This window comes from Nocardioides ganghwensis (genome assembly GCF_014779655.1).
GTDB classification, from domain to species: Bacteria; Actinomycetota; Actinomycetes; order Propionibacteriales; family Nocardioidaceae; genus Nocardioides; species Nocardioides ganghwensis.
Genome location: NZ_JACXYX010000016.1, coordinates 62,232 through 83,399, shown reverse-complemented (window position 1 = coordinate 83,399; position 21,168 = coordinate 62,232). Strand labels below are relative to the sequence as shown.

At 72.0% G+C, this 21,168-nt stretch carries 23 protein-coding genes and 1 tRNA gene; 9 read left to right on the top strand and 15 right to left on the bottom strand.

The annotated features are described in order from the left end of the window. Positions 1-6: 6 nt before the first annotated feature. Complete coding sequence (locus tag IEZ24_RS17230) at positions 7-837, top strand: patatin-like phospholipase family protein (RefSeq protein ID WP_129455859.1); 831 nt, start codon at positions 7-9, stop codon at positions 835-837. Next, the gene (locus tag IEZ24_RS17225) at positions 834-1,844 is read left to right on the top strand and encodes a lysophospholipid acyltransferase family protein (protein ID WP_129455858.1); all 1,011 of its coding nucleotides are present in this window, start codon (positions 834-836) and stop codon (positions 1,842-1,844) included. The genes IEZ24_RS17230 and IEZ24_RS17225 overlap by 4 nt, the downstream gene beginning before the upstream one ends. Positions 1,845-1,939: 95 nt before the next feature. Here IEZ24_RS17225 and IEZ24_RS17220 read toward each other — a convergent pair whose 3' ends face one another. Further along, complete coding sequence (locus tag IEZ24_RS17220) at positions 1,940-2,755, bottom strand: hypothetical protein (RefSeq protein ID WP_129455857.1); 816 nt, start codon at positions 2,753-2,755, stop codon at positions 1,940-1,942. 128 nt (positions 2,756-2,883) lie between these two features. Here IEZ24_RS17220 and IEZ24_RS17215 point away from each other — a divergent pair, with 128 nt between their 5' ends. Both IEZ24_RS17215 and IEZ24_RS17210 read left to right on the top strand, forming a co-directional pair. Then, on the top strand, positions 2,884-3,396 hold the full coding sequence (locus tag IEZ24_RS17215) for a peptidylprolyl isomerase (protein ID WP_129455856.1): 513 nt from the start codon (positions 2,884-2,886) through the stop codon (positions 3,394-3,396). A gap of 32 nt (positions 3,397-3,428) precedes the next feature. Beyond that, entirely contained in the window at positions 3,429-4,388 is a 960-nt protein-coding gene (locus IEZ24_RS17210; RefSeq protein ID WP_129455855.1) for a rhomboid family intramembrane serine protease, read from the top strand. 660 nt (positions 4,389-5,048) lie between these two features. Here the strand turns inward: IEZ24_RS17210 and IEZ24_RS22440 are convergent. Further along, a complete protein-coding gene (locus IEZ24_RS22440) occupies positions 5,049-5,501 on the bottom strand; it encodes a cell division protein CrgA (RefSeq protein ID WP_129455854.1) in 453 nt (150 codons plus the stop codon). Between the two features lie 92 nt (positions 5,502-5,593). On the opposite strand from IEZ24_RS22440, the gene IEZ24_RS17200 reads away from it, so the two are divergent. Further along, a complete protein-coding gene (locus IEZ24_RS17200; RefSeq protein ID WP_129455853.1) occupies positions 5,594-6,346 on the top strand; it encodes a DUF881 domain-containing protein in 753 nt (250 codons plus the stop codon). Here the strand turns inward: IEZ24_RS17200 and pknB are convergent. Genes pknB through IEZ24_RS17165 form a run of 7 tightly spaced genes read right to left on the bottom strand, consistent with a single transcriptional unit; the run spans position 6,333 to position 14,926 of the window. Then, positions 6,333-8,141, bottom strand: coding sequence for a Stk1 family PASTA domain-containing Ser/Thr kinase (gene pknB / locus IEZ24_RS17195; protein ID WP_129455852.1), 1,809 nt, complete (start codon positions 8,139-8,141; stop codon positions 6,333-6,335). The genes IEZ24_RS17200 and pknB overlap by 14 nt on opposite strands. Further along, on the bottom strand, positions 8,138-9,616 hold the full coding sequence (locus IEZ24_RS22435; RefSeq protein ID WP_129455851.1) for a serine/threonine protein kinase: 1,479 nt from the start codon (positions 9,614-9,616) through the stop codon (positions 8,138-8,140). Before IEZ24_RS22435 ends, pknB begins: the two co-directional genes overlap by 4 nt. Further along, complete coding sequence (locus IEZ24_RS17185) at positions 9,613-11,073, bottom strand: peptidoglycan D,D-transpeptidase FtsI family protein (protein ID WP_129455850.1); 1,461 nt, start codon at positions 11,071-11,073, stop codon at positions 9,613-9,615. Before IEZ24_RS17185 ends, IEZ24_RS22435 begins: the two co-directional genes overlap by 4 nt. After that, positions 11,073-12,479: an FtsW/RodA/SpoVE family cell cycle protein gene (locus IEZ24_RS17180; protein ID WP_129455849.1), complete on the bottom strand. Its 1,407-nt coding sequence runs from the start codon at positions 12,477-12,479 to the stop codon at positions 11,073-11,075. Before IEZ24_RS17180 ends, IEZ24_RS17185 begins: the two co-directional genes overlap by 1 nt. 14 nt (positions 12,480-12,493) lie before the next feature. After that, positions 12,494-13,741: a PP2C family protein-serine/threonine phosphatase gene (locus IEZ24_RS17175; protein ID WP_129455848.1), complete on the bottom strand. Its 1,248-nt coding sequence runs from the start codon at positions 13,739-13,741 to the stop codon at positions 12,494-12,496. Beyond that, the gene (locus tag IEZ24_RS17170) at positions 13,741-14,217 is read right to left on the bottom strand and encodes an FHA domain-containing protein FhaB/FipA (protein ID WP_129455847.1); all 477 of its coding nucleotides are present in this window, start codon (positions 14,215-14,217) and stop codon (positions 13,741-13,743) included. The genes IEZ24_RS17175 and IEZ24_RS17170 overlap by 1 nt, the downstream gene beginning before the upstream one ends. Then, positions 14,210-14,926 carry an FhaA domain-containing protein gene (locus IEZ24_RS17165; RefSeq protein WP_129455846.1) on the bottom strand — a complete coding sequence of 239 codons (717 nt, stop codon included), beginning with the start codon at positions 14,924-14,926 and terminating at the stop codon, positions 14,210-14,212. Before IEZ24_RS17165 ends, IEZ24_RS17170 begins: the two co-directional genes overlap by 8 nt. Positions 14,927-15,123: 197 nt before the next feature. Between IEZ24_RS17165 and IEZ24_RS17160 the strand changes: the two genes are divergently transcribed. Next, positions 15,124-15,210: transfer RNA gene (locus tag IEZ24_RS17160), tRNA-Leu, on the top strand. 59 nt (positions 15,211-15,269) lie between these two features. Then, positions 15,270-15,563, top strand: a complete 294-nt coding sequence (locus IEZ24_RS17155) for a biopolymer transporter Tol (protein WP_129455845.1) — start codon at positions 15,270-15,272, stop codon at positions 15,561-15,563. Between the two features lie 101 nt (positions 15,564-15,664). On the opposite strand, the gene IEZ24_RS17150 is transcribed toward IEZ24_RS17155, so the two are convergent. Beyond that, positions 15,665-16,153: an SAF domain-containing protein gene (locus IEZ24_RS17150; protein ID WP_129455844.1), complete on the bottom strand. Its 489-nt coding sequence runs from the start codon at positions 16,151-16,153 to the stop codon at positions 15,665-15,667. A 743-nt stretch (positions 16,154-16,896) separates the two neighbouring features. Between IEZ24_RS17150 and IEZ24_RS17145 the strand changes: the two genes are divergently transcribed. Continuing rightward, positions 16,897-17,502: a nitroreductase family protein gene (locus IEZ24_RS17145; protein WP_242498531.1), complete on the top strand. Its 606-nt coding sequence runs from the start codon at positions 16,897-16,899 to the stop codon at positions 17,500-17,502. Positions 17,503-17,527: 25 nt separating this feature from the next. Beyond that, positions 17,528-18,004: a glutathione peroxidase gene (locus tag IEZ24_RS17140; RefSeq protein ID WP_129455843.1), complete on the top strand. Its 477-nt coding sequence runs from the start codon at positions 17,528-17,530 to the stop codon at positions 18,002-18,004. 18 nt (positions 18,005-18,022) lie between these two features. Here the strand turns inward: IEZ24_RS17140 and IEZ24_RS17135 are convergent, their stop codons facing one another. The 5 genes from IEZ24_RS17135 to IEZ24_RS17115 all read right to left on the bottom strand — a co-directional run bounded on the left by IEZ24_RS17135 (position 18,023) and on the right by IEZ24_RS17115 (position 21,137). Further along, positions 18,023-19,288, bottom strand: a complete 1,266-nt coding sequence (locus tag IEZ24_RS17135) for a glutathionylspermidine synthase family protein (protein WP_129455842.1) — start codon at positions 19,286-19,288, stop codon at positions 18,023-18,025. Between the two features lie 18 nt (positions 19,289-19,306). After that, positions 19,307-19,765, bottom strand: coding sequence for a DUF350 domain-containing protein (locus IEZ24_RS17130; protein WP_129455841.1), 459 nt, complete (start codon positions 19,763-19,765; stop codon positions 19,307-19,309). A 52-nt stretch (positions 19,766-19,817) separates the two neighbouring features. Then, entirely contained in the window at positions 19,818-20,204 is a 387-nt protein-coding gene (locus IEZ24_RS17125) for a hypothetical protein (protein WP_129455840.1), read from the bottom strand. Then, entirely contained in the window at positions 20,201-20,770 is a 570-nt protein-coding gene (locus IEZ24_RS17120) for a potassium channel family protein (protein ID WP_129455839.1), read from the bottom strand. The genes IEZ24_RS17125 and IEZ24_RS17120 overlap by 4 nt, the downstream gene beginning before the upstream one ends. An 88-nt stretch (positions 20,771-20,858) precedes the next feature. Then, complete coding sequence (locus IEZ24_RS17115) at positions 20,859-21,137, bottom strand: GNAT family N-acetyltransferase (protein WP_129455838.1); 279 nt, start codon at positions 21,135-21,137, stop codon at positions 20,859-20,861. Between the last annotated feature and the right edge of the window lie 31 nt (positions 21,138-21,168).

Genomic DNA, 21,168 nt, shown 5'->3' with positions numbered 1-21,168 from the left:
GACGCCATGGTCACCGCGTTCGTCCTCGGCGGCGGCGGTGTCCTCGGCGCCGTCGAGGTCGGCATGCTGCGTGCGCTGCTCGAGCGCGACCTCGTCCCGGACCTGGTCCTCGGCACCAGCGTCGGCGCGCTCAACGGCGCGATGGTGGCGCGCCAGCCCGACCTCGGGGTCGTGGAGCGGCTCACCGAGCTGTGGACCGCGACGGCCGAGAGCCGCGACGTCTACGGCGACCGCCCCCTGCGTACGGTCCGGCGCGCGGTGTCGACCGGCACCCACATCTACTCCTCCCAGCCGCTGCGCACCCGGCTGGAGGAGGAGTTCGGCGAGACCCGGTTCGAGGACCTCCCGGTGCGCCTCGAGGTCTGCGCCGCGAGCATCGAGCGGGCCGCGGAGCACTGGTTCACCAGCGGTCCGATCGTCCCGGCGGTGCTGGCCAGCGCCGCGGTGCCAGGCCTCCTCCCGCCCGCCGAGGTCGACGGCGAGCACTTCCTCGACGGCGGCCTGGTCAACTCGATCCCGGTCGGACGTGCGGTCGAGCTCGGCGCGACGCGCGTCTTCGTGCTCCAGGTCGGTCGCATCGACCGGCCGCTGAAGGCGCCGACGCGCCCGTGGCAGGTCGCCCGGGTGAGCTTCGAGGTCGCGCGACGGCACCGCTTCATGCGGGAGATGGCGTCGATCCCGGCCGACGTCGAGGCCCACGTGCTCCCGGCCGCCGGCACGTCGCCGCGCGACGACTCGCTGCGTGCCCACCGGGACTTCTCTCGCGTGCAGGCCCGCATCGACGCGACGTACGCCTCCTCCCGGGCCTACCTCGACGAGCACCTGGGCCGACCATGAGCCACCCCGTCGTGTGGGCGTTCCGCCGGCTGGTCGTCGCACCGGCCGTGGTCGCGCTGACGGCGCTGATGTGGGTGACCCTCCCGGGCTGGCTGCTGGTGGCGGCGGCGCTGGCGCCCGTGCTGCCGGGCCGCTGGCGGGCGCTGCGCGTGCTGTGGCTGGTGCTGCTCTACGCCACCCTGGAGACCCTGCTGCTCGCGGTCCTGCTCGGGCTGTGGCTGGCGAGCGGCTTCGGCTGGCGGATCCGGTCGCCGTACTTCGCCGGCATCCACTACGACCTCGTGCAGGGCACGCTCATCGTCTTCGTCCGCGAGGCCCGGCGGGTGCTGGCCCTGCGCATCCGCACCGACGGCCCCCACCCGTCGCGGGTGGCGGACGGCCCGGTGATCGTGATGTGCCGCCACGCCGGCCCGGGCGACTCGTTCATGCTGATGTACGCCCTGCTGCACTGGTACCACCGCGAGCCGCGCGTGGTCCTGAAGAACACCCTCGCCTGGGATCCCGCCATCGACGTGATCCTCAACCGCGTCCCGGCGCGGTTCATCTCGCCGAACCCGGCGGCGGGCGAGGACCTCGAGTCGCAGATCGCGTCCCTGGCGACCGGCCTCGACGCCAACGACGCCTTCGTGATCTTCCCCGAGGGTGGCAACTTCACCCCGCAGCGCCGTGACCGGGCCATCGCCCGGCTCCACAAGCTCGGCCTGGACCGGATGGCGGTGCGCGCCGAGGAGATGGTGCACGTGCTCGCGCCGCGGCCGGGCGGCGTACTGGCAGCGCTCGAGGCCGCCCCCGACGCCGACGTGCTGATGGTGGCCCACACCGGGCTCGACCACCTGCTCACCGTCGGCGACCTCTGGCGCGAGCTGCCGATGGACAAGCAGATCACCATGCGCTGGTGGCGGGTCGCGCGCGACGAGATCCCCGCCGACCGCGACGAGCGCATCGACTGGCTCTACGGGTGGTGGGAGCGGATCGACGCGTGGGTCGAGGAGAACCGCCCCGCCTGAGACCCCGGACACGACTCGGGCGGTGCCCCACCCACCTCCGCGTCGCGCGGATCGTGGGTGGGACACCGCCCGGTGCGGCGTACGGCCTGTCGGAGCTAGTTCTTCTTCGGCACGTCGTCGATGTCGATGACGTCGGCCGGCGCATCGGGCGTGGTGGCCTCGTGCGCCTCCTCGACCGAGTCGCTGATCGCCTCGCCCGGCTCGCCGCCGCCGGTGTCGTCGGAGGCCGGCGGGTCGACGGTCACCACGTCGTCCGCGGTGACCTCGTCGGGCAGCGGGTCGGTGAGCGGATCGCCGCCGGGGGCCGCGGAGGTGGTCGCCGGCGAGGCGGGCGTCGGCGGCGGGGTGGTGGACGTCGTGGGCGTGGACGGCTTCGGGGGCGCCGGGGGCACGTAGGTCGACTGCCAGTTGGCCTCCGCGTCCTGCTTGCCCTTGAGCTTGCTGAACACGAAGCCGCCGACGGCGAGCAGGCCGGTCACGAGCAGGAACTTCTTGAGCTTGCCGCCCTTGGGCTCGGGCTCGACGCCGCGCAGCTCGTTGACCTTGGCCGCCGCGAGGTCGCGCCCCTCAGCGGCACGCTCGGAGGCGAGTGCGGCCGCGACGGCCGCCTTCTCGGCGGCGTTGGCACGAACCTCCGCCAGCAGCGGGGCGGCCTTCTCCCGGGCCTCGGCCGACTTGGCGGCCGCCACCGCGGCACCGGCGGTGGCCGCTCCGGCGGCGCGCGTACGGCCCTCCTCGATCAGGGGCTGCGCCTTCTCGCGAGCGTCGGAGATGGCGGGTCCGGCCTTGTCGACGGCCTGCTCCCACGCAGACTCCAGCTGGGGGATGACGGTGTCGGTGACGGTCTCCGTGACCTGCTCGACGTAGTCGTGGGCCCGGTCCATCAGGGACTTCTTGCGGCCGAAAGGCATGCGTGACCTCCTCAGTCAGTGTGTCCCCATCTCACCACGGCCCACCTGACGCGACCAGCCCCGTCAGGGTGTGGGCGGCGCGTGGCAGGATCGGGTCGCACACAGACATCACTCGAGAGGCACATCCCATGGCCGACCTGAAGGCGACCCTGAAGACCAACCGGGGCGACATCGTCATCGACCTGTTCCCCCACCACGCGCCCGAGACCGTCGACAACTTCGTCGGCCTCGCCGAGGGCACCAAGGACTACCGCGACGACGCGGGCCGGTCGGGCGAGAAGTACTACGACGGCCTCGGCTTCCACCGTGTCATCGACGGCTTCATGATCCAGGGCGGCTGCCCGCTGGGCACCGGCACCGGCGGCCCGGGCTACACCTTCAAGGACGAGATCCACCCCGAGCTCGTCTTCGACAAGCCCTACCTGCTCGCGATGGCCAACGCCGGCCCCGGCACCAACGGCTCGCAGTTCTTCATCACCGTCGGCGCGACCCCGTGGCTCAACCGCAAGCACACCATCTTCGGCGAGGTCGCCGACCAGGCCAGCCGCGACGTCGTCGACGCGATCGCCACGACCCCCACCGGTGCGATGGACCGCCCGCAGGAGCCGGTCGTCATCGAGTCGGTCACCATCGAGCGCTGACACCTGTCCGACCTGACCGACCCGACGACCCGATGACCCAGCCGCCCGAGAGGCCGACTGAGGACCAGGCCGCGGCCGGGGTGCCGACCTGCTACCGGCACCCCGACCGCGAGACCTGGATCCGCTGCCAGCGCTGCGACAAGTCGATCTGCCCCGACTGCATGCGCGACGCCGCGGTGGGCTTCCAGTGCCCCGACTGCGTCAAGCAGGCCAACAAGGGCTCCCGCCAGAACCGTGCGCTCTACGGCGGGGAGCGCAGCGCCGACCCGCGGCTGACGACCTTCGTCCTCATCGGCATCAACGCGCTCGTCTGGCTGGCCATCACCGCGACCGGGGGCGGGTCGTCACGACTCGCCAACCTGTTCTCGCTGACGCCGACCGGGCGGTGCGAGCTGACCGACGGGTCGGGCCGCTTCTACCCGGGCGTTCCGGACGAGGCGACGTGCTCGACCCTCCCCTTCACCCAGTGGCACGCGGGCGTGGCCGACGGTGCCTGGTGGCAGCTGATGACGAGCGTGTTCACGCACGTCGAGATCTGGCACCTGGCGCTCAACATGCTCGCCGTGTTCATCCTCGGGCCCATGCTCGAGGGCATCGTCGGTCGCACCCGGTTCCTCGCGGTCTACCTCATCAGCGGGCTGGCCTCGTCGGCCCTGGTGATGTGGCTCAGCTCCGAGTTCAGCTCGACGGTCGGCGCCTCCGGCGCGATCTTCGGTCTGCTCGGCGCGCTGCTGGTCGTGGCACGCAAGGCCCGCGTCAACTCCCAGTGGCTCGTGCAGAACCTCGTCCTCGGTGTGGTCATCACCGTGGTCGGCTGGCGCTTCATCTCCTGGCAGGGGCACCTCGGCGGCCTCGTCGGCGGCGCGCTGGCCGCGGCGGTCGTCGCGTACGCCCCGCAGGCCCGCCGCTCCCTCGTGCAATGGGTGGGGCTGGGCGTCCTCGCGGTCGTCCTGGTCGTCCTCGCGCTGGTGCGCGCCGCGGCCCTCGCCTGACCGCGCACCCCTGACCGCGCACCCCTGACCGCGCACCCCTGACCGCGCACCCCTGACCGCGCACGCCTGACCGCCCGCCCCCGCGTCATACGAACCCGCACCCATGTGGGCGGATCCGTATGACGCAGCGGGTCGGATCTCCCGCAGCCCCCGCCCCCGTCGTACGACCTGCGGGCGGGGGCTGTGTCGTGCGCGCGCCGCCGCCCCGCCCAGCGTCATGCGAACCCGCACCTATGGCGCCGGATCGGTATGACCCAGCCGCCCGCCCCCGCCCAGCGTCATGCGAACTCGCACGTATGGCATCGGGTCGGTATGACCCAGCCGCCCGCCCCCGCCCAGCGTCATGCGAACTCGCACGTATGGCGTCGGGTCGGTATGACGCAGCCCGCCCGCCGGATTCCCACAGGTGTGCACACAGCTGTGGATAACTACACCCGTGTAATTCTCCACAGGAGTTATCCCCAGTGTGGAAATCGAGCGTGTGGTCGATCGGGCGCGGGGGCGACGGAGCCGTCGAGAGCACCCGCGGACGCCCGAAATCGACTCGAGCGGTGAGAGAGACGCCTTCCCTTCCCCAGGAAGGCGCCTCACTCACCGCTCGAGGCGACGAATGGATCCGGCCCGGACCACCGGACCGAGCTCATGGAGCTGAGGGAGAACCTACTCCCACTTGGTGGCGAAGCTGAAGCCGACCGCCATGAAGGCGATGCCGACGACCAGGTTCCACTGGCCGAGGTCGTTGAGGATCCACAGCCGGGAGAGGTCGTCGGAGAAGACGTAGAAGGTGCAGATCCAGATCAGACCGACCAGGAAGCAGCCCAGCATGCCGGCCACGACACCGCGACCGCGGCCCAGCGGGGTCGAGGGGTGGGCGGAGACCATCAGGCCGACCATGAGGAGGCCGAAGCCGATCACGTAGTTCCAGCGACCCAGGTCGGCGACGGCCTTCGGGCTGCCCTCGACGGGCGGGAACGCCAGCGGGTTGCCGCGGGCCTGCGCGTAGTAGAAGACGAGCCAGGCGATGCCGGCCACGATGAGGAGCAGGGCGATCAGGAACCTGGGGGTGAAGAGGCTGCTCTTCTCCTCGGTGGTGATCGTCTTGGACTTCGACACTGCTGCTCCTGTGGCTCGGCTGATCGGTCCCGGCGAGTCACGGCGCCGGCCGCGGGCGCCGCAGCGACCGCCGGGGGGTTAGCGTAGTCGTCATGCCGCCCCCGTCCCACTCGTCCCCCGCGCGTCGCCGCGCGTGGCGGTTCGCGACGCCCGTCGTCGTGCTGCTGATCGGGGTGCTCTTCGCGGTGAGCGCGGAGCAGAGCGACGGCCTCGACCTGCGCGGCGGCAGGCTCACCGACCTCGCCTCCGTCGTCCGTGCCGAGCGTGACGAGGCGGGCGACCTCACCGAGCAGGTCGCGACGCTCAACGCCGAGGTGGAGGCGCTCAGCACCCAGCTCGGCGACCGCTCGGTCGGGCGGGTCCAGGAGGAGATCGCGACCCTCGTCGACCCGGCCGGGCTGACCGAGAAGTCCGGCCCGGCCGTCCAGGTCACCCTCGACGACGCCTCCGAGGAGGCGCGGCTGGCCTACGAGGGCAACCCCAACGACCTCGTCGTGCACCAGCAGGACATCCAGGCGGTCGCCAACGCGATGTGGAACGCCGGCGCGGTGGCCGTCACCATCCAGGGCCAACGGCTCATCTCCACGACCGGCATCAAGTGCGAGGGCAACCAGGTCACCCTCCACGGCCTGCCCTACTCACCGCCCTACGTCATCGTCGGCATCGGCGACCCGGCCCGCCTCGAGGCCGAGCTGACCACCGACCCGATCCTCGCGACCTACCGCGACTACACGCAGATCGCCGGCGGCGGCGTCTCGTGGGACATGGTCGGGCTCGAGTCGGCCGTCGCCCCGGCGTACACCGGCCTGCTCGACCTCACGTACGCCACCCCTATGGCCGACTGACCGGCTGGCGGGGCACCGGCGTCTCGGTCGGCGTCTCGGTGGGGGGTGTCTCGGTCGGAGGGGTCTCGGTCGGCGGCGTCTCCGTGGGGACCTCGGGCACCTCCGGCTCCGCCGGCTCCTCGTAGGCGGAGACGAAGATGGTGATCGTCGCGCCCTGGTCGGCCGTGCCGCCGGGCGGGATGATCTGGTCCACGACCGTGCCCTTGGGCTCGGTGGACGCCGCATCGATGCGCACGTCGGGCACGAAGCCCGCCTCGCGGATCGCCCGCTCGGCCTCGCCCTGCCGGAGCCCGCGGACGTCGGGAACCTGCTCGGGCCCGTCGGAGAACACGATGGTCACCGTGGTGCCCTCGGCCACCGAGGTCCCGGCGGCGGGGGCGGTGCTCAGCACCTGGAAGCGCGGCTCGTCGGAGTCCTCCTCCTGGAAGCGCACTTTCAGCCCCTGGTCGAGCATCGCGGCGCGGGCCTCCTTGCGGAGCGTGCCGACGACGAACGGGACCTCGACCTCCGGGCGGCCGACGGAGAGCACGAAGTCGATCGAGCTGCCGGGGTCGACGAAGGTGTCGCGGGCGGGGTCCTGCGAGATGACCGTGTCCGCCTCGACCGTCTCCGAGGTCTCGCGGTCGATCCGGCCGACCCGGAAGCCCTCCTCGACGATCGCGAGGCGTGCCTCCTCCTCGGTGAGGCCGACGACGTTGGGCACGGCGTCGCGCTCCGGGGCGTCCTCGAAGAGCATTCCGTTGAGCAGGTAGGCGCCGCCGGCGAGGAGCGCGAGGAGCAGGAGGCCGCCGAGGATCCACAGCCCCGTGCGGCCGCGGGAGGGCTCGTCGCGCCGCGGGGGCGGGGCCGCCGCCATCGTCGAGGTCGCGTCGGCCGGCGGCACCGGGGGTACGTACTGGGTGTCCGCGGGCGGCGGCACGACCGCCGGCGCCTGGATCGGGTGGCCCGACAGGTAGCGCTCGATGTCGGCCTTCATCGCCGCGGCGCTCTGGTAGCGGTCCTCGACGCGCTTGGCCAGCGACTTCATCACGATCGCGTCGATCTCGGGGTCGAGCTGGTCGTCGAGGTCGGACGGCGGGGAGGCCTGCTCGCGCACGTGCTGGTAGGCCACGGCCACGGGGCTGTCGCCGACGAACGGCGGACGACCGGTGAGGAGCTCGTAGAGCAGGCAGCCGGTGGAGTAGACGTCGGAGCGCGAGTCGACCGTCTCGCCGCGCGCCTGCTCGGGCGAGAGGTACTGGGCGGTCCCGACGACGGCCGCGGTCTGGGTCATCGTGGAGGACGCGTCGGAGATGGCCCGGGCGATGCCGAAGTCCATCACCTTCACGTCGCCCGACGGCGTGAGCATCACGTTGCCGGGCTTGATGTCGCGGTGGATGATGCCGGCGCGGTGGCTGTAGTCGAGCGCCGACAGCACGCCCGCGGTGATCTCGAGCGCCCGCTCGGGCAGGATCTTGCGGCCCTCGCGGAGGATGTCGCGGAGCGTACGTCCCTCGACGCACTCCATCACGATGTAGGGCTGCGCGACGCCGGAGCCGTCGGTGGCCATCTCCTCGCCGGTGTCGTAGGTCGACACGATGGCGGGGTGGTTGAGGGACGCCGAGGACTGGGCCTCGCGACGGAACCGGGCCTGGAAGGTGGCGTCGCTGGCGAGGTCGGTGCGCAACCGCTTGACCGCGACCGTACGGCCCAGGCGCTGGTCCTTGCCCTTGCGGACCTCGGCCATGCCGCCGCGTCCGAGGAGCTCGCCGAGCTCGTAGCGGCCGCCGATCAGTGTCGGCTCCGGCTGCGTCATCCCTCGTCGCTCCCTTCGTCGTCCTTCTCCTGGCCGGGCGGGATCTTCGCCCAGTAGCTGACCGTCACCGTGTCGCCCTCCTGCAGGGTGCCACTCGGCTCGACCGACGCCACGATCCCCTCCGGCTGGTCGCCGGGGTTCTCCAGCTCGACGGACGTGGGCTCGAGGCCGAGGTCGCGCAGCTCCTTCTCCACGTCCTTGCGGTCGCGACCCACGTAGGCCGCCGGGTCGACCTCCACCGTGGCGGCCTCCGGCTCGGTCGGGGTCTCGGTCGGGGTCTCGGTGGGCGTCTCGGTGGGGGTCTCGGTGGGGGTCTCGGACGGCGTCTCGGTCGGGGTCTCGCTGGGGGTCTCGGACGGCGACCCGCTCGGTGAGGTGGTCGCGCCGTCGGTCGATCCGGTGGGCTCGTCGTCCCGGGTGCCGAGCCAGATCGCCAGCAGGACCGCGACCAGCACCGCCGCGATGCCGAGCAGCAGCGGCCACGGCGTCGTACGGCTGCGCGAGGCCGAGGCCGGAGTGGGTGCGGGCGGGGGCGCGGGGGTCGGGTCCGGCCGGGTCGCCGGCATGACCTGCGTGGAGCTCCCGGCCGCCGCGACGGCGGGCGCCGCGACGGTGGCCGCGGCTCCGGCGACCGACGCCGGGTCGCGCAACGCGCGGGCGAACGCCGCACCGTCGGCGAAGCGCTCCTCGGGCGCCTTGGCCAGCGCCCGGCGTACGACGGCCGCGAGGTCCGCGGGCACCGTGTCGGGCAGCTCGGGCACGGGGTTGCGCAGGTGGGCGACGGCGGTCGCGACGGGCGTGTCGGCGACGAAGGGCTTGCGCCCGGCCAGGCACTCGAACGCCACGACCGCGAGGGAGTAGACGTCGGAGGCGGCCGTGGCCGTGCCGCCCTCGGCCTGCTCCGGGGAGATGTAGGCGGGGGTGCCCATGACCTCGCCGGTCTGCGTCAGCGCCATCCCCTCGGCCGCGCGGGCGATGCCGAAGTCGGTGACCTTGACCCGGCGGTCCGGGGTGACGAGCAGGTTGGCGGGCTTGACGTCGCGGTGCACGATGCCGGCCGCGTGGGCGACACCGAGCGCGACGGCGGCCTGGGCGAGCAGCTCCTGCGTGGCCGCGGGGTCCAGCGGTGCGCCCGGGCGCAGCAGCGCGGACAGCGGCTGTCCCTCGACGAGCTCCATCACCAGGTAGGGCCGCGGCGTGCCCGAGCCGTCGTCGAGGGAGCCCTGGCCGTAGTCGAAGACGGCGGCGATGCCGGGGTGGTGCAGCGCGGCGGCGTGCCGGGCCTCGGTCTCGAACCGGGTGCGGAAGAGCGCGTCGTCGGCGTACTCGCTCTTCAGCACCTTGACCGCGACCGGTCGGTCGAGGACGGTGTCGCGCGCGGACCACACCTCGCCCATGCCGCCGGTGGCGATGCGGGACTCGAGGACGTAGCGGCGCGCCTCGTCGACGTGGCCGCCCGGGGCGAGGGCGGTCACCGGTTGATCACCGCCTCCATGACCGACTTGGCGATCGGGCCGCCGAGGCGCCCGCCGCCGATCTCGTCGGGAGAGGTGTCGCTCGACTGCACGAGGACGGCGACGGCGACCTGGGGGTCGTCGGCGGGAGCGAAGGAGACGAACCAGGCGTACGGCGGCCGGTCCCCGGTCGACTCGGCGGTGCCGGTCTTGCCGGCGACGTCCATCCCGGGGATCTGGGCCGGTGAGGCCGTGCCGTCGGCGACGGTGGCGACCATCATCTCGGTGAGCTCGTCGGCGGTGCTGCTCGAGATCGCCTTGCTGATGCTCTGCGGGTCGGTGCGGTCGAGCACCGACAGGTTGGGCGCCCGCACCTCCTCGACGACGTAGGGGCGCATCACGTCACCGCCGTTGGCGATCGCCGCGGCCACCATCGCCATCTGCAGCGGCGTCGCGGTGACGCTCGACTGGCCGATGCCCGACATGGCGGTCTGCGGCGCGTCCATGTCCCGGGGGTAGAGCGACGTCGCCTGACCGGGGAGGTCCTCCAGCGAGGTGGAGTTGAAGCCGAACGCCTCGGCCTGGTCGGCCATCGCCTCGGTGCCGAGCTCGTTGGCCAGGCTGAGGAAGGTCACGTTGCACGAGACCTGGAGGGCCTGCGTCATCGTGATCCGCCGACCGCCGCAGTTGCCGTCGTCGTAGTTGCCGATGGTCGTCGTCGACTGCGGCAGCTGGTAGCGGAAGCCGCCCGGGACCATCGACTCGGCGTCGTAGTTGCCGGACTCGATCGCCGCGGCCGCGGTGACCAGCTTGAACGTCGACCCCGGCGGGAGGGTCGTACCGATCGCGCGGTTGATGAGGGGCTCGCGGGGGTCGTTGTTGAGCTGCTCGTCGAGGTCCGCCACGGCACCGAAGTCGTGGGAGGCGAAGTTGTTGGGGTCGAAGGTCGGCGTCGACGCCATCGCCAGCACCCGACCGGTCGTGGGCTCGAGGGCGACGACCGCTCCCTGCGCGTCACCGGGCAGGGCCTCGAGGCCCGCCCACGCGGCGTCCTGCGCGGCCGCGTCGATCGTCAGCAGCACGTTGCCGCCCTTGGGGTCGGAGTTGCTCAGCAGGTCGACCAGGCGGGTGACGAACAGGCGCGAGTCGTCGCCGGCGAGCACCTCGTTCTGGGAGCGCTCGACCCCGGTCTGGCTGAACCACGAGAAGTAGCCGGTGACCGGGGCGTACTTGAACGGCTGCGAGTAGGTGCGCTGGAACTTGTACTGGTCGTCGGACGGCACGCTGCGCGCGATCGCCTCCTTGCCGACCAGGATCGCGCCGCGCTCGCGGGAGAAGGTGGCGGTGATGATCCGGCGGTTGCGGGGGTCGTCGGACAGGCTGTCCGCCCGGACGTACATCAGGTAGGTCGAGTTGACGAGCAGTGCCATGAAGAGCACGAGGCAGAAGACCGAGACGACTCTGATCGGTTTGTTCATTACTTGAGCTTCACCACCTGGGTGCTCTCGCTGTCGGCGCCGGAGTCGTCGACCGGCTCGAGCCGTGGGGCGGGGCGGCGGGCCTGGTCGGAGACGCGCAGCAGCAGCGCGACCACGACCCAGTTGGCCACGAGCGACGAGCCGCCGTAGGACAGGAACGGGGTGGTCAGGCCGGTCAGCGGGATGAGCCCGGTGACGCCGCCGATGACGACGAAGACCTGGAGGGCGACGATCGCACCGAGGCCGACCGCGAGGAGCTTGCCGAAGCCGTCGCGCGAGATCAGCGCGATGCGCAGCGCCCGCTCCACGATGAGGCCGTAGCAGAGGATGATCGCCATCACCGCGGTCAGGCCGAGCTCCTCGCCGATGGTGGACACGATGAAGTCGGAGTAGGCGAACGGGACCCGCTCGGGGAAGCCGTTGCCGAAGCCGCGGCCGATCAGGCCGCCCCAGCCCTGGCCGAACAGCGCCTCGACGAGCTGGAAGCTGCCGGGCGACTGGTCGTAGTAGTCCATCGGGCGCAACCAGAAGTTGAAGCGGTTCTGCACGTTGCCGACGAAGGTGTACGCCGCCAGCGCGCCCGCGCCGAACAGCAGGCCACCGACGACGAGCCAACCGGGACGCTCGGTGGCGACGTAGAGCATCACCAGGAACAGGCCGAAGAAGAGGAGCGAGGAGCCCAGGTCGTTCTGCAGGACCAGGATCATCATCGAGACGCCGAACATCGCCATGATCGGGCCGAGGTCGCGCCCGCGCGGGAGGTCGACGAACACCACGCGGCGACCCGCGAGCGCGAGCGCGTCGCGGTGGAGCACGAGGTAGCCGGCGAACGCGATCACCAGCATCACCTTGGCGACCTCGCCCGGCTGGAAGCTGAAGCCGGCGACGTTGATCCAGATGCGCGCGCCGTTGATCTCGCGACCGATGAACGGGAGGAAGGGCAGGATCAGCAGCAGGATGCCGGTCAGGCCGGCGGTGTAGGTGAACCGCTGGAGCACGCGGTGGTCGCGGAGCAGGACGAGCGCGGCGATGAACAGCACCACGCCGAGCGTCATCCAGATCAGCTGCTGACGGGCGAAGGTGTGCTGGTCGAGGCCGTTGGCCTCGTAGGTGAGGTCGAGGCGGCGCAGCACGGCCAGGCCCAGGCCGTTGAGGGCGGCCACGAGGGGCAGCAGCACCGGGTCGGCGTACGGCGCGACGAGGCGCACCGTGACGTGCGCACCGACGATCAGGGCCGTCAGCCACCCGCCGTAGCCGACGAGGTCGGCGGGCACGACGCCCTCGACCCCGAGGCCGACGGCGGCGTAGGCGCCGATGCCGACCATCAGGGCGAGCACGAGCAGGAACAGCTCCGCGCCCCGGCGCCGCCGGTGCACGAAGCCCATCAGGGACCCGGTCTGGCTCATCGTCTCGCCACCCCTCACTCTGGGCTGACGTCCTGGCGCGCGGCGTAGTTGTCGACGGTCAGGCGGGCCTCGTCCAGGTCGTCGGCCTCGATGCCCTCGCGCACCGCCTCGGCGTCGATGTCGCTGAGCCGGTCGAGCTCGACGTCGGTGGTCTCGTAGGGGTGGGAGAGCGAGAGGCCGGGCAGGTCGGCGTCGACACCGCGGAAGATCGTGACCCGGCCGTCGTGCTCGTCGACGTAGAACTGCTGCTGGCTCCACGACCAGCCAGCGGCGAGGACCACCCACGCCAGGCCGAGGAGCACGGCTGCGATCAGCAGTCGGCGCAGCACCGGGTGGCGGCTGGGCTCGCGCGGCGCGTAGCGGGCGGCCTCGGGGTCGATCGGGTCGGCGACGTAGGCGCCGGGCGGCACGTCGTCGGGGACCGGGGGGATCTCGCCGGTGTCGCCGGAGCGGTGACCGCGGAAGAGCCCGCCCACCGCGCCGCCGAGCGGCATCCGCCGGGGCAGGTCGGCGGCCGCGCCCACGAGCAGCGGCTGCAGGTCCTCGGGCGGTGCCTCGTCGGAGACGTCGGCGACGATGCAGGTGACGTTGTCGGTGCTGCCGGCCTCGAGGCTGGCACGTACGAGCTCGACGGCCGCGAAGTCGGGGGTGCCGCCGGAGAGGATGTCGGCCATCTGCTCGTGGCTGAGGGTGCCGCAGGCACCGTCGCTGCACACGAAGATGCGGTCGCCGGCCTCGGCGGGGAACTCGAAGAGGTCGGGCTCCTCGTGACGTACGCCGTCGAGGGCCTTGAGGATGAGGTTGCGGTGCGGGTGGGTCCGCGACTGCTCCTCGGTGATGCGGCCCTCGTCGATGAGCGACTGGACGAAGGTGTGGTCGTGGGTGAGCTGGCGCAGCTCGCCGCGGCGGTAGAGGTAGGCCCGGCTGTCGCCGATGTGGCCGATGCCGAAGCGGGTGCCGTCGAAGAGCGCGACCGTCGCGGTGGTGGAGGTGCCGTTGAGGTCGGGGTCCTCCTCGACGAGCTCGGCGATGCGGTCGTCGGCGCGGTGCACCGCACCCGCGACCTGGCCGAGGATGTCGTCGTCGGGCTCCTGGTCGAGCTTGCGCAGTGCCTGCACGGCGGTGCTCGAGGCGAGGTCGCCGCGCACCGCACCGCCGACGCCGTCGCACACCGTGAGCAGCCAGGGCCCGGCGTAGCCGCTGTCCTGGTTCTCGCGGCGCACGCGCCCGACGTCGGAGATCGCGGAGTAGTGGAGGTACATCACTTCCGCAGCTCCAGGATGGTCTTGCCGACGCGGACCTGGACGCCGAGGCCGATGGTGGTGGGCTGGGTGATGCGGACCGGGCCGACGTAGGTGCCGTTGGTGGAGCCGAGGTCCTCCACGAACCACTCGTCGCCGCTGGCCGCGACCCGCGCGTGGCGGGTGGAGACGTAGTCGTCGTCGAGCTTGATGGCGGCGTCGCTGCCACGGCCGATGAGCAGCGGGGCGTCGGCGAGCTCGGCACGGGTGCCGGCCTCGGCGCCTTCGACGACGAGCAGGTGGGTGGGGGCGCCGCGGCGCGGCTTCCGGGGCTTGCCGTTGCCCTTGCGCTGCGGAGCGGGGGCGCCGCCGCGGGCGGTCTCGGGGACGCGCGCGCCGAACATGTCGGAGCGGATCACCGAGATCGCCGACAGCACGAAGATCCAGAGGATGGCCAGGAAGGCCACCCGGATCAGGAACAGGGTGAGCTCAGACATTCCAGCCCCCGGCCTCGTCTCGTCCGCCGTCGATGCGCACCGTCATCTCCGTGTGGCCGATCTTGATGGTCGAGCCGTCGCGCAGCCGCGCGCGGGGCACCTTGGTGCCGTCGACCAGGATGCCGTTGGTGGAGCCGAGGTCGACCGCCTCGACGCCGTCGATGCTGACCTCGAGCTCGAGGTGGCGCCGGCTGACGCCCGGGTCGTTGATCCGCAGGTCGGCCTCGGTGCCGCGCCCGATCACCAGGCCCGGCGGTCGGAGCGGGTGCCGGGTGCCGTTGACCTCGAGGGTGGCATGTGAGGAGCGCGTACGGGTGCGCTGGTCGTTGTCGGTCACGCTCGCCTGCGCCTTGGAACGGATCCGGAAGCGGCCGGTCGTGAGGTCGTCGGCGGACTCGAACGCGATGCTCACCGGACCGGTGAAGACGTAGCCCTGCGCGTCGGCGTGGTCCTGGAGCTGGTCCACGAGGTCCTGCTCGAGCGCGCGGCCGAGGCCGACGATGCGGTCGAGGTCGGTGCTGGACAGCTCGACGTGGAAGTCGTTGGGCACCAGGCGGCGCTGGCGGCTGAGGACCTGGGCGTTGTTGTCGCACTCGCGCTGGAGCGCCGCGGCGATCTCGACCGGCTGCACGGCGCTGCGGAAGGCGCGGGCGAAGACGCCGGAGATGACGGTCTCCAGCCGGTGCTCGAATCGCTGCAGCGGGTTCATCGTCAGGCCTCCTCTCGTCGCGCTGGGTTCGCACCGTCGTGGTGGGCAGGCTTCACAGACCGCCCGGCCGGTGCGGCCGAGCGTACCGGCCGGGCGTCGGTGAGTGCGGGTGCCGCCCCGTCGAAGGGGTGGTCGGCGGTGAGGTCTGGCCGATTGGGAGGCCGCGTCAGGCGTGGGGTAGCCTGAGCCCGCTTCTCGCGCGAGTGGCGGAATAGGCAGACGCGCACGGTTCAGGTCCGTGTGTCCGAAAGGACGTGGGGGTTCAACTCCCCCCTCGCGCACCACCATCGAAGGCCCCGGACCCAGGTCCGGGGCCTTCGTCGTGCTCGGGCATGCTCGGGGGATGGAGCCCACCGACGAGGAGAAGTGGCTCGTCGTCGACGGCCGGCGGTGGCGGCGTACGGATCCCGCGATCCCGGCCGACGAGCTCGCGCGGCTGAAGTCCCACCTCGGCCGCGGCCGGTCGGGCGTACGCACGGCGCGCGACGAGGCCGAGCTCGCGGCCACCCGGCACCGGACCCAGCTGGCCAAGGTCGGACTCGGCGAGCGGGGCACGCCGTGGTGGGAGCAGACGGTCGCCGAGCGCCGGGAGCGCTGGGAGTCGGCGCTGGTGGCGCTGGACGCCCTCGACGAGTGAGGGCTACTCGTCGGTTGGCGAACTGGGTGACGTTGCGGGGGTCAATTCGGCCCCCAAGTCGCCAACTCACCAGTTGGCACGCCAACTCGTCAGTTGGCGCCTCACCCGAAGAGGTCGGCGGTGATCTGCTCGCCCTCGCCGATGTCGCGCAGCGCGACCCCGTCGAGCCCGGACGTCGACGAGACCGCGCCCGGCAGCAGCTCGCTGCCCAGCAAGAAGGTCAGCTCGAACCTGCCGGCCGCCTGGGCCTCGGCCAGCGACTCACCCGCGCCGATCGGCCCCGCCGCCACGAGGACCTCCTGCATGCCCTCGGCGTCCGACGTCGCGGGCTCCGTCGGCGTCGGCGTCGGTGACGGTGAGGCGCCGTACGGGACGGGGTCGGCGTGCTGGTCGAAGTCGTCCGGCACCCCGTCCTCGAACGAGGCGTACGGCACGACCGGCGCCAGGAGCGACGGCAGGGTGAGCACCACCAGGCCGCGCTCGTCGACGCAGGTCGTCGACAACGGCTCGCGGTCGTCCCGCTGCAGCGGGTCGGACTCGAGCGCGAGCGCCCCGTCCTTCGAGCTGCTCGGGGAGGTGGGCCGCTCCACCCGAGACGAGGCAGTCCAACGGACCGGTCGGGGAGTCGACCGTGGCCATCGACGCCTCCTCGACGTCGGTCGCGAGGAGAACGCCGGCGACCGATCCCTGAGCCCGCACGATGGTGCCCGCGGTGAGGACGAAGGTGTCCATGCCGTTGTTGAAGAGGTGCGGACCTCCGTTGCTCGGCTGCTCCTGACCGACCGCGGTGCAGGAGTCGTCCGCGACCGAGCAGACGACGAAGGGGCCGATGTCGAACAGGCCGCCGCCCGTCGCACGGGGATCGAGGTGCAGCTCGTAGACGTCCGGCGTCCCGGCCCCTGTCGACACCCTCACGTGCTCGGGGCTCCGGGCGATCTCGATGCCCATGGCCGGCACCTGCACGGTGTACGCGGTCGCGGCGAGCCCGTCCACCCGATCGCTCAGCTCCAGGACGTCGTCCGCCGTCGCCGCGCGTACGTCGCGGTAGGTCGGCTGCCACGCGTCGTAGTCAGCGGGCTGCACGGGGTCGGAACCGGGGTCGGAACCAGGGTCGGAACCGGCGTCGGAACCGGGGTCGGGGTCCTGCGTGGCCGGGGTCGGCTCGCTGGCCGTCCCGGACTGCGGGGCCTCGTCCTCGGACGCGGACAGCGCCCCCGACAGGCACACCGCCAGCGCCACCGCGCACAGGCCCGCCCGTGCCGTACCCCCGTGCACCGGGCCAGTGAAGCACCGGCCGGCGGGACCTGACCTCGTTATCGGCATACTCGCCGCCGTGACCCCGCAGGCACCGCAGCCCTCCGCCGAGCACCTCGCCGAGCCGATGCGGTCACGCTGGAGCGCGAGCGTGTACGACGACGCGCACCGGTTGGGCGACGACGAGATCGAGACCCTGCTGCACGCCGCCCAGTGGGCGCCGAGCGCGGGCAACAGCCAGCCGTGGCTGTTCTTCGTGTGCGTCCCGGGAACGGCCAACCACGACCGGCTGGTCGCGACGCTCAGCCGGGGCAACTCCGGCTGGGTGCCCCGCGCCTCGGTGGTGTTCGTCACCGCGGCGCACGTGCGCTCCGGCGACGAACCGGAGGCGCCGGCGTTCAGCGACTACGCGCTGTACGACGTCGGCCAGGCCGCGGCCCACCTCACCCTCCAGGCCACCGCGATGGGGCTGCACGCCCACCAGTTCGCGGGCTTCGACCACGACGCGCTCGCCGACGCCCTCGGCGTACCCGCCACCCATCGGCTGCTCACCGGCATCGCGATCGGGGTCCCGGGCGACCCCGCGCAGGTCGACGAACGAACCGCCGCCCGCGACCACCGCGACCGCGTGCGCAAGCCGCTCGGGGAGTGGGTGCGGCACGGCCGGTACGACGAGCCGGCGTGACAGCACCGCTGGCAGACTCTGGGGCATGACGACTCTCTCCGACTTCTCGGCCACCGCGATCGACGGCACCGACACCGACCTCTCGCAGTACGACGGCAAGGTCGTGCTCGTCGTCAACACCGCCTCGCAGTGCGGCTTCACCGGCCAGTACAAGGGACTCCAGGAGCTCCACGACACCTATGCCGACCAGGGCCTGGTCGTGCTCGGCTTCCCGTGCGACCAGTTCGGCAACCAGGAGCCCGGCAGCGAGGCGGAGATCTCGGAGTTCTGCGAGCGCAACTTCGGCGTGACGTTCCCGCTGTTCTCCAAGGTCGACGTCAACGGAGACGAGGCGCACCCGCTCTTCCAGTGGCTCAAGGACGCCAAGGGCGGCCTGCTCGGGTCCAAGATCAAGTGGAACTTCACCAAGTTCCTCGTCGGCCGCGACGGCCAGGTCATCGACCGGTACGCGCCGACCACCGAGCCGGAGAAGCTCAGCAAGGACATCGAGAAGGCGCTGTGACGCGCGGACCTGCGTCAGTCAGGTGAGGGTGGGCGCGTCGGGACCGACCCGCTCGGCGAGCCACTGCGCCACCTGCGCCTCCGACGGCGCGAGCCCGTCACTGATGACGTGTGGCGCGACGCGGGAGAAGTAGTCGGTGACCATGTTGTCGGACTCGCGCACCAGCATCCCCGCGGCCTCGCCGTCGACGATCCACGACCCCAGCACCACGCGGTTGCCCTCGAAGCTCGGCAGCTCGGTGTAGGCCTGGTAGACCCAGCCCTCCGCGCCGTAGCCGCCGGGCATCACGACGTCCTCCAGCATGTCGTCGAGGTGGATGCGGATGTTGTCGCCCTCGCGCCCGTGCAGGGGCTTGGCGACCCAGCGCTCGAGGTCGCGGGGCACGTCGAAGTAGGCCGGCAGCAGCAGGCGGTGGCGGGGGAAGAGCTCCCACAGCACGGGCAGCAGCGCCTTGGTGCTGAGCAGCACCTTCCACGCGGGCTCGATCCACTTCGTGGGCCGCGCCTCGGCCCGGTCGACGACGAAGCGCCCGAACGGCTCGGCGAGCATCTCCTCCCAGGCGTACAGCTTGAACGCGTTGCGCAGCGGCTCGTCGTGGACGTCGCGGAAGTCGCGGGTGTCGGGGTTCCAGCCGACCTCGGCGACCGGGTGGGCGAGGGCGATCCAGCCGGCCTGGACAGCGGTGTCCATCAGGTAGTGGACCGTCATCTCCATCTCGCCGCCGTCGTAGGAGTCCTCCTCGCCGAGGTCGTAGAGGAAGTGCAGGCGGTCGCCGTCGAAGTGGCCGGAGCGGCGCAGCTTGCGCCAACCCGCGACGAGGCGGTCGTGGACGGAGTTCCACTGGTCCATCTCCGGCATCACGTCCTCCATCCAGTTCCACTGGATGATCCCGGTCTCCACGAGGCCGGTCGGGGTGTCGCCGTTGATCTCGAGCATCTTGATCGACCCGTCGGCGCCGTACGCCAGGTCGAAGCGCGCGTAGAGCGCGGGGTCGCCCGCCTCGACGGAGCGGCGTACGACCTCCAGCGAGCCGGGCGGCAGGCCGAGCCGCTCGTCGGTCATCGTGGTGGCCATGTGGGTGACCGCCTGCAGGCACATCGCCCACAGCTCCTCGGTCGCGGCCTCGAGGGCCTCGACCTCCTCCATGGTCACCTCGTACCAGGCGTCCTCGTTCCAGTAGGGCAGCTCGGATCCGTCGGGCATCTTCGTGACGGGGAAGACCAGCCCCTGCTCCACGACGGTGTCGCGCCAGCCCTCACGCGCCCGCGACCGGTGCCGCCACATGTGTCGGTGCCCGCCCGCTCAGGCGATGCTGGCGCACACGATGGCGCCGACGGAGAGGGCGACGGCCGCCGCGACGTGCGCGAGCGGGCGTACGGGGCCGGGCTCGGTGACGATCTGGCGCAGGTTGCCCGGGGTGATCGCCTCGACGGCGAAGAACATCAGCGTGTTGAGGGCGATGCCGACGATGCCGAAGGACACCGTCCACCCCAGCGCCCAGCCGAGCGAGGTCGCGCCGTTGGTCCAGATCGCGGTGAACAGCACCGCCGCGTTGGAGACCAGCCAGGCCGACGTCACGACGCCGGCGCCCTTGGAGTGGGCGTGCACCGACTCGTTGCCGTTCTCGTCGACGCCGCGCAGGTGGGTGCCGAGATGGCCGGGAGTGGCCAGGTCGAGGACGTAGTAGGCGACGACGAGCATCGCGCCGCCGACGAGGGCGTACGCGACGGCGTGGAGCAGGGCGTTGATCAGGTCGGTCACGGGTGTCTCCTGGGAGCGGGCTGTCGTGGTGGTCGGGACGGGGCAGGTGGGCTCAGCCGAAGCCGCGCGAGCTGCCGCCGAACCCGCCCTTGGTGGTGGCGGACTTGACGGTGGAGCCGCCGGTGGTGGGCAGGCCGCCGCGCTGCACCGTGCCGTTGAGCGTGCTGCCGCTGAAGGTGCCGCCCGAGGTCGTCTGGCCGACAGCGGGGATCCGCGAGCTGGCGCCCAGGTAGTACCAGAAGAAGCCGGAGCCGCCGCCGTTGTAGTCGGAGTCGTCGTCGCACTGGTCGTCGTCGACGCGCTCCTGGGTCTCGGGGTCGACGCACACCGCGGCGTAGTCGGCGCTGGAGGAGCACCCCGTGAGGCTGCTGGCCATCAGCGCGGTGATGCCCAGCGAGATGCTGGAGGACCGCATGCGGCGACGGGCGGGCGTGGTCATCGGGAGCCTCCGGAGGGGTCCTGGTCGTGCTTGGGCTGGAACATCGCGAGCATCTGCTCGGCGACGTCGACGGTGGCCGCGTCCGCGGCCTCGTGCTCGGCGAGCCGCTGCTCGAGCCACTCGCGACCGTGCTGCGCCTCCAGCGAGGCCAGCGTCAGGTGCTCGAGACGGTCGATGCGCTCGTGGACGTCCTCGAGGACGGTCGCCACGGCGAGCGACTCCTTGTCGAAGACGAGGTTGGCGATGACGTGGCCGATGGCGATCGGCACGAGCACCAGCATCGACACGATGAGGACCGCGCCTACGGCCCGACCGGTGGTCGAGGAGGGGTAGAAGTCGCCGTAGCCGACCGTCGAGCCGGTGACGATGCCCCACCAGAGGCCCTCGATCGGGCCCTTGTCCTCGAGGAGGGCGTAGACCAGCGAGCACGCCACCCAGATGCCGACGATGAGCAGCACGAGCAGGTGCGGCGCGTTGACCAGCGCCTGCAACGGACGGATCACGAACCCGAGTCGTCGCGCGACGACCGCGTCCGCCTCGTCGACCTCGTCGGCCACCTCGGCCATGGCGTACCCCCCGCTCTCACCGCGCTGTCGCGGCGACTATAGGGCTTCCCCCGGGGGCGGCCGGGCAGACCCGCGAGCCGCAGGGTGCTCAGGCGCGGAGGTCGGCGTACTCCGGGTGCTTGTCGATGTAGGCCGCGACGTAGGGGCAGACGGGGTCCACCGACAGGCCGCGGGTGCGGGCGTCGTCGAGCGCGGAGCGCGCGAGCGTGCCGGCGTGGCCCTGGCCGTTGAAGGCGGGCAGCACCTCGGTGTGCAGGAGACGGATGAGGTCGCCGTGCACGCGGTAGTCGATGAAGCCGACCAGCTCGTCGCCGGAGCGCAGCTCGTAGCGGTGGTGGTCGGGGGCGTCGATGAACTCTGTGTCCACAACCCGAGCCTAGACCGAGGTGACTTGCCCG

Excerpts from the sequence above, each read along its gene's own strand:
- IEZ24_RS17230 (WP_129455859.1), top strand. The coding sequence starts at position 7 with ATGGTCACCGCGTTCGTCCTCGGCGGCGGCGGTGTCCTCGGCGCCGTC.
- IEZ24_RS17225 (WP_129455858.1), top strand. The coding sequence starts at position 834 with ATGAGCCACCCCGTCGTGTGGGCGTTCCGCCGGCTGGTCGTCGCACCG.
- IEZ24_RS17220 (WP_129455857.1), bottom strand. The coding sequence starts at position 2,755 with ATGCCTTTCGGCCGCAAGAAGTCCCTGATGGACCGGGCCCACGACTAC.
- IEZ24_RS17215 (WP_129455856.1), top strand. The coding sequence starts at position 2,884 with ATGGCCGACCTGAAGGCGACCCTGAAGACCAACCGGGGCGACATCGTC.
- IEZ24_RS17210 (WP_129455855.1), top strand. The coding sequence starts at position 3,429 with ATGACCCAGCCGCCCGAGAGGCCGACTGAGGACCAGGCCGCGGCCGGG.
- IEZ24_RS17200 (WP_129455853.1), top strand. The coding sequence starts at position 5,594 with ATGCCGCCCCCGTCCCACTCGTCCCCCGCGCGTCGCCGCGCGTGGCGG.
- pknB (WP_129455852.1), bottom strand. The coding sequence starts at position 8,141 with ATGACGCAGCCGGAGCCGACACTGATCGGCGGCCGCTACGAGCTCGGC.
- IEZ24_RS17185 (WP_129455850.1), bottom strand. The coding sequence starts at position 11,073 with ATGAACAAACCGATCAGAGTCGTCTCGGTCTTCTGCCTCGTGCTCTTC.
- IEZ24_RS17180 (WP_129455849.1), bottom strand. The coding sequence starts at position 12,479 with ATGAGCCAGACCGGGTCCCTGATGGGCTTCGTGCACCGGCGGCGCCGG.
- IEZ24_RS17175 (WP_129455848.1), bottom strand. The coding sequence starts at position 13,741 with ATGTACCTCCACTACTCCGCGATCTCCGACGTCGGGCGCGTGCGCCGC.
- IEZ24_RS17170 (WP_129455847.1), bottom strand. The coding sequence starts at position 14,217 with ATGTCTGAGCTCACCCTGTTCCTGATCCGGGTGGCCTTCCTGGCCATC.
- IEZ24_RS17165 (WP_129455846.1), bottom strand. The coding sequence starts at position 14,926 with ATGAACCCGCTGCAGCGATTCGAGCACCGGCTGGAGACCGTCATCTCC.
- IEZ24_RS17155 (WP_129455845.1), top strand. The coding sequence starts at position 15,270 with ATGGAGCCCACCGACGAGGAGAAGTGGCTCGTCGTCGACGGCCGGCGG.
- IEZ24_RS17140 (WP_129455843.1), top strand. The coding sequence starts at position 17,528 with ATGACGACTCTCTCCGACTTCTCGGCCACCGCGATCGACGGCACCGAC.
- IEZ24_RS17135 (WP_129455842.1), bottom strand. The coding sequence starts at position 19,288 with ATGTGGCGGCACCGGTCGCGGGCGCGTGAGGGCTGGCGCGACACCGTC.
- IEZ24_RS17125 (WP_129455840.1), bottom strand. The coding sequence starts at position 20,204 with ATGACCACGCCCGCCCGTCGCCGCATGCGGTCCTCCAGCATCTCGCTG.
- IEZ24_RS17120 (WP_129455839.1), bottom strand. The coding sequence starts at position 20,770 with ATGGCCGAGGTGGCCGACGAGGTCGACGAGGCGGACGCGGTCGTCGCG.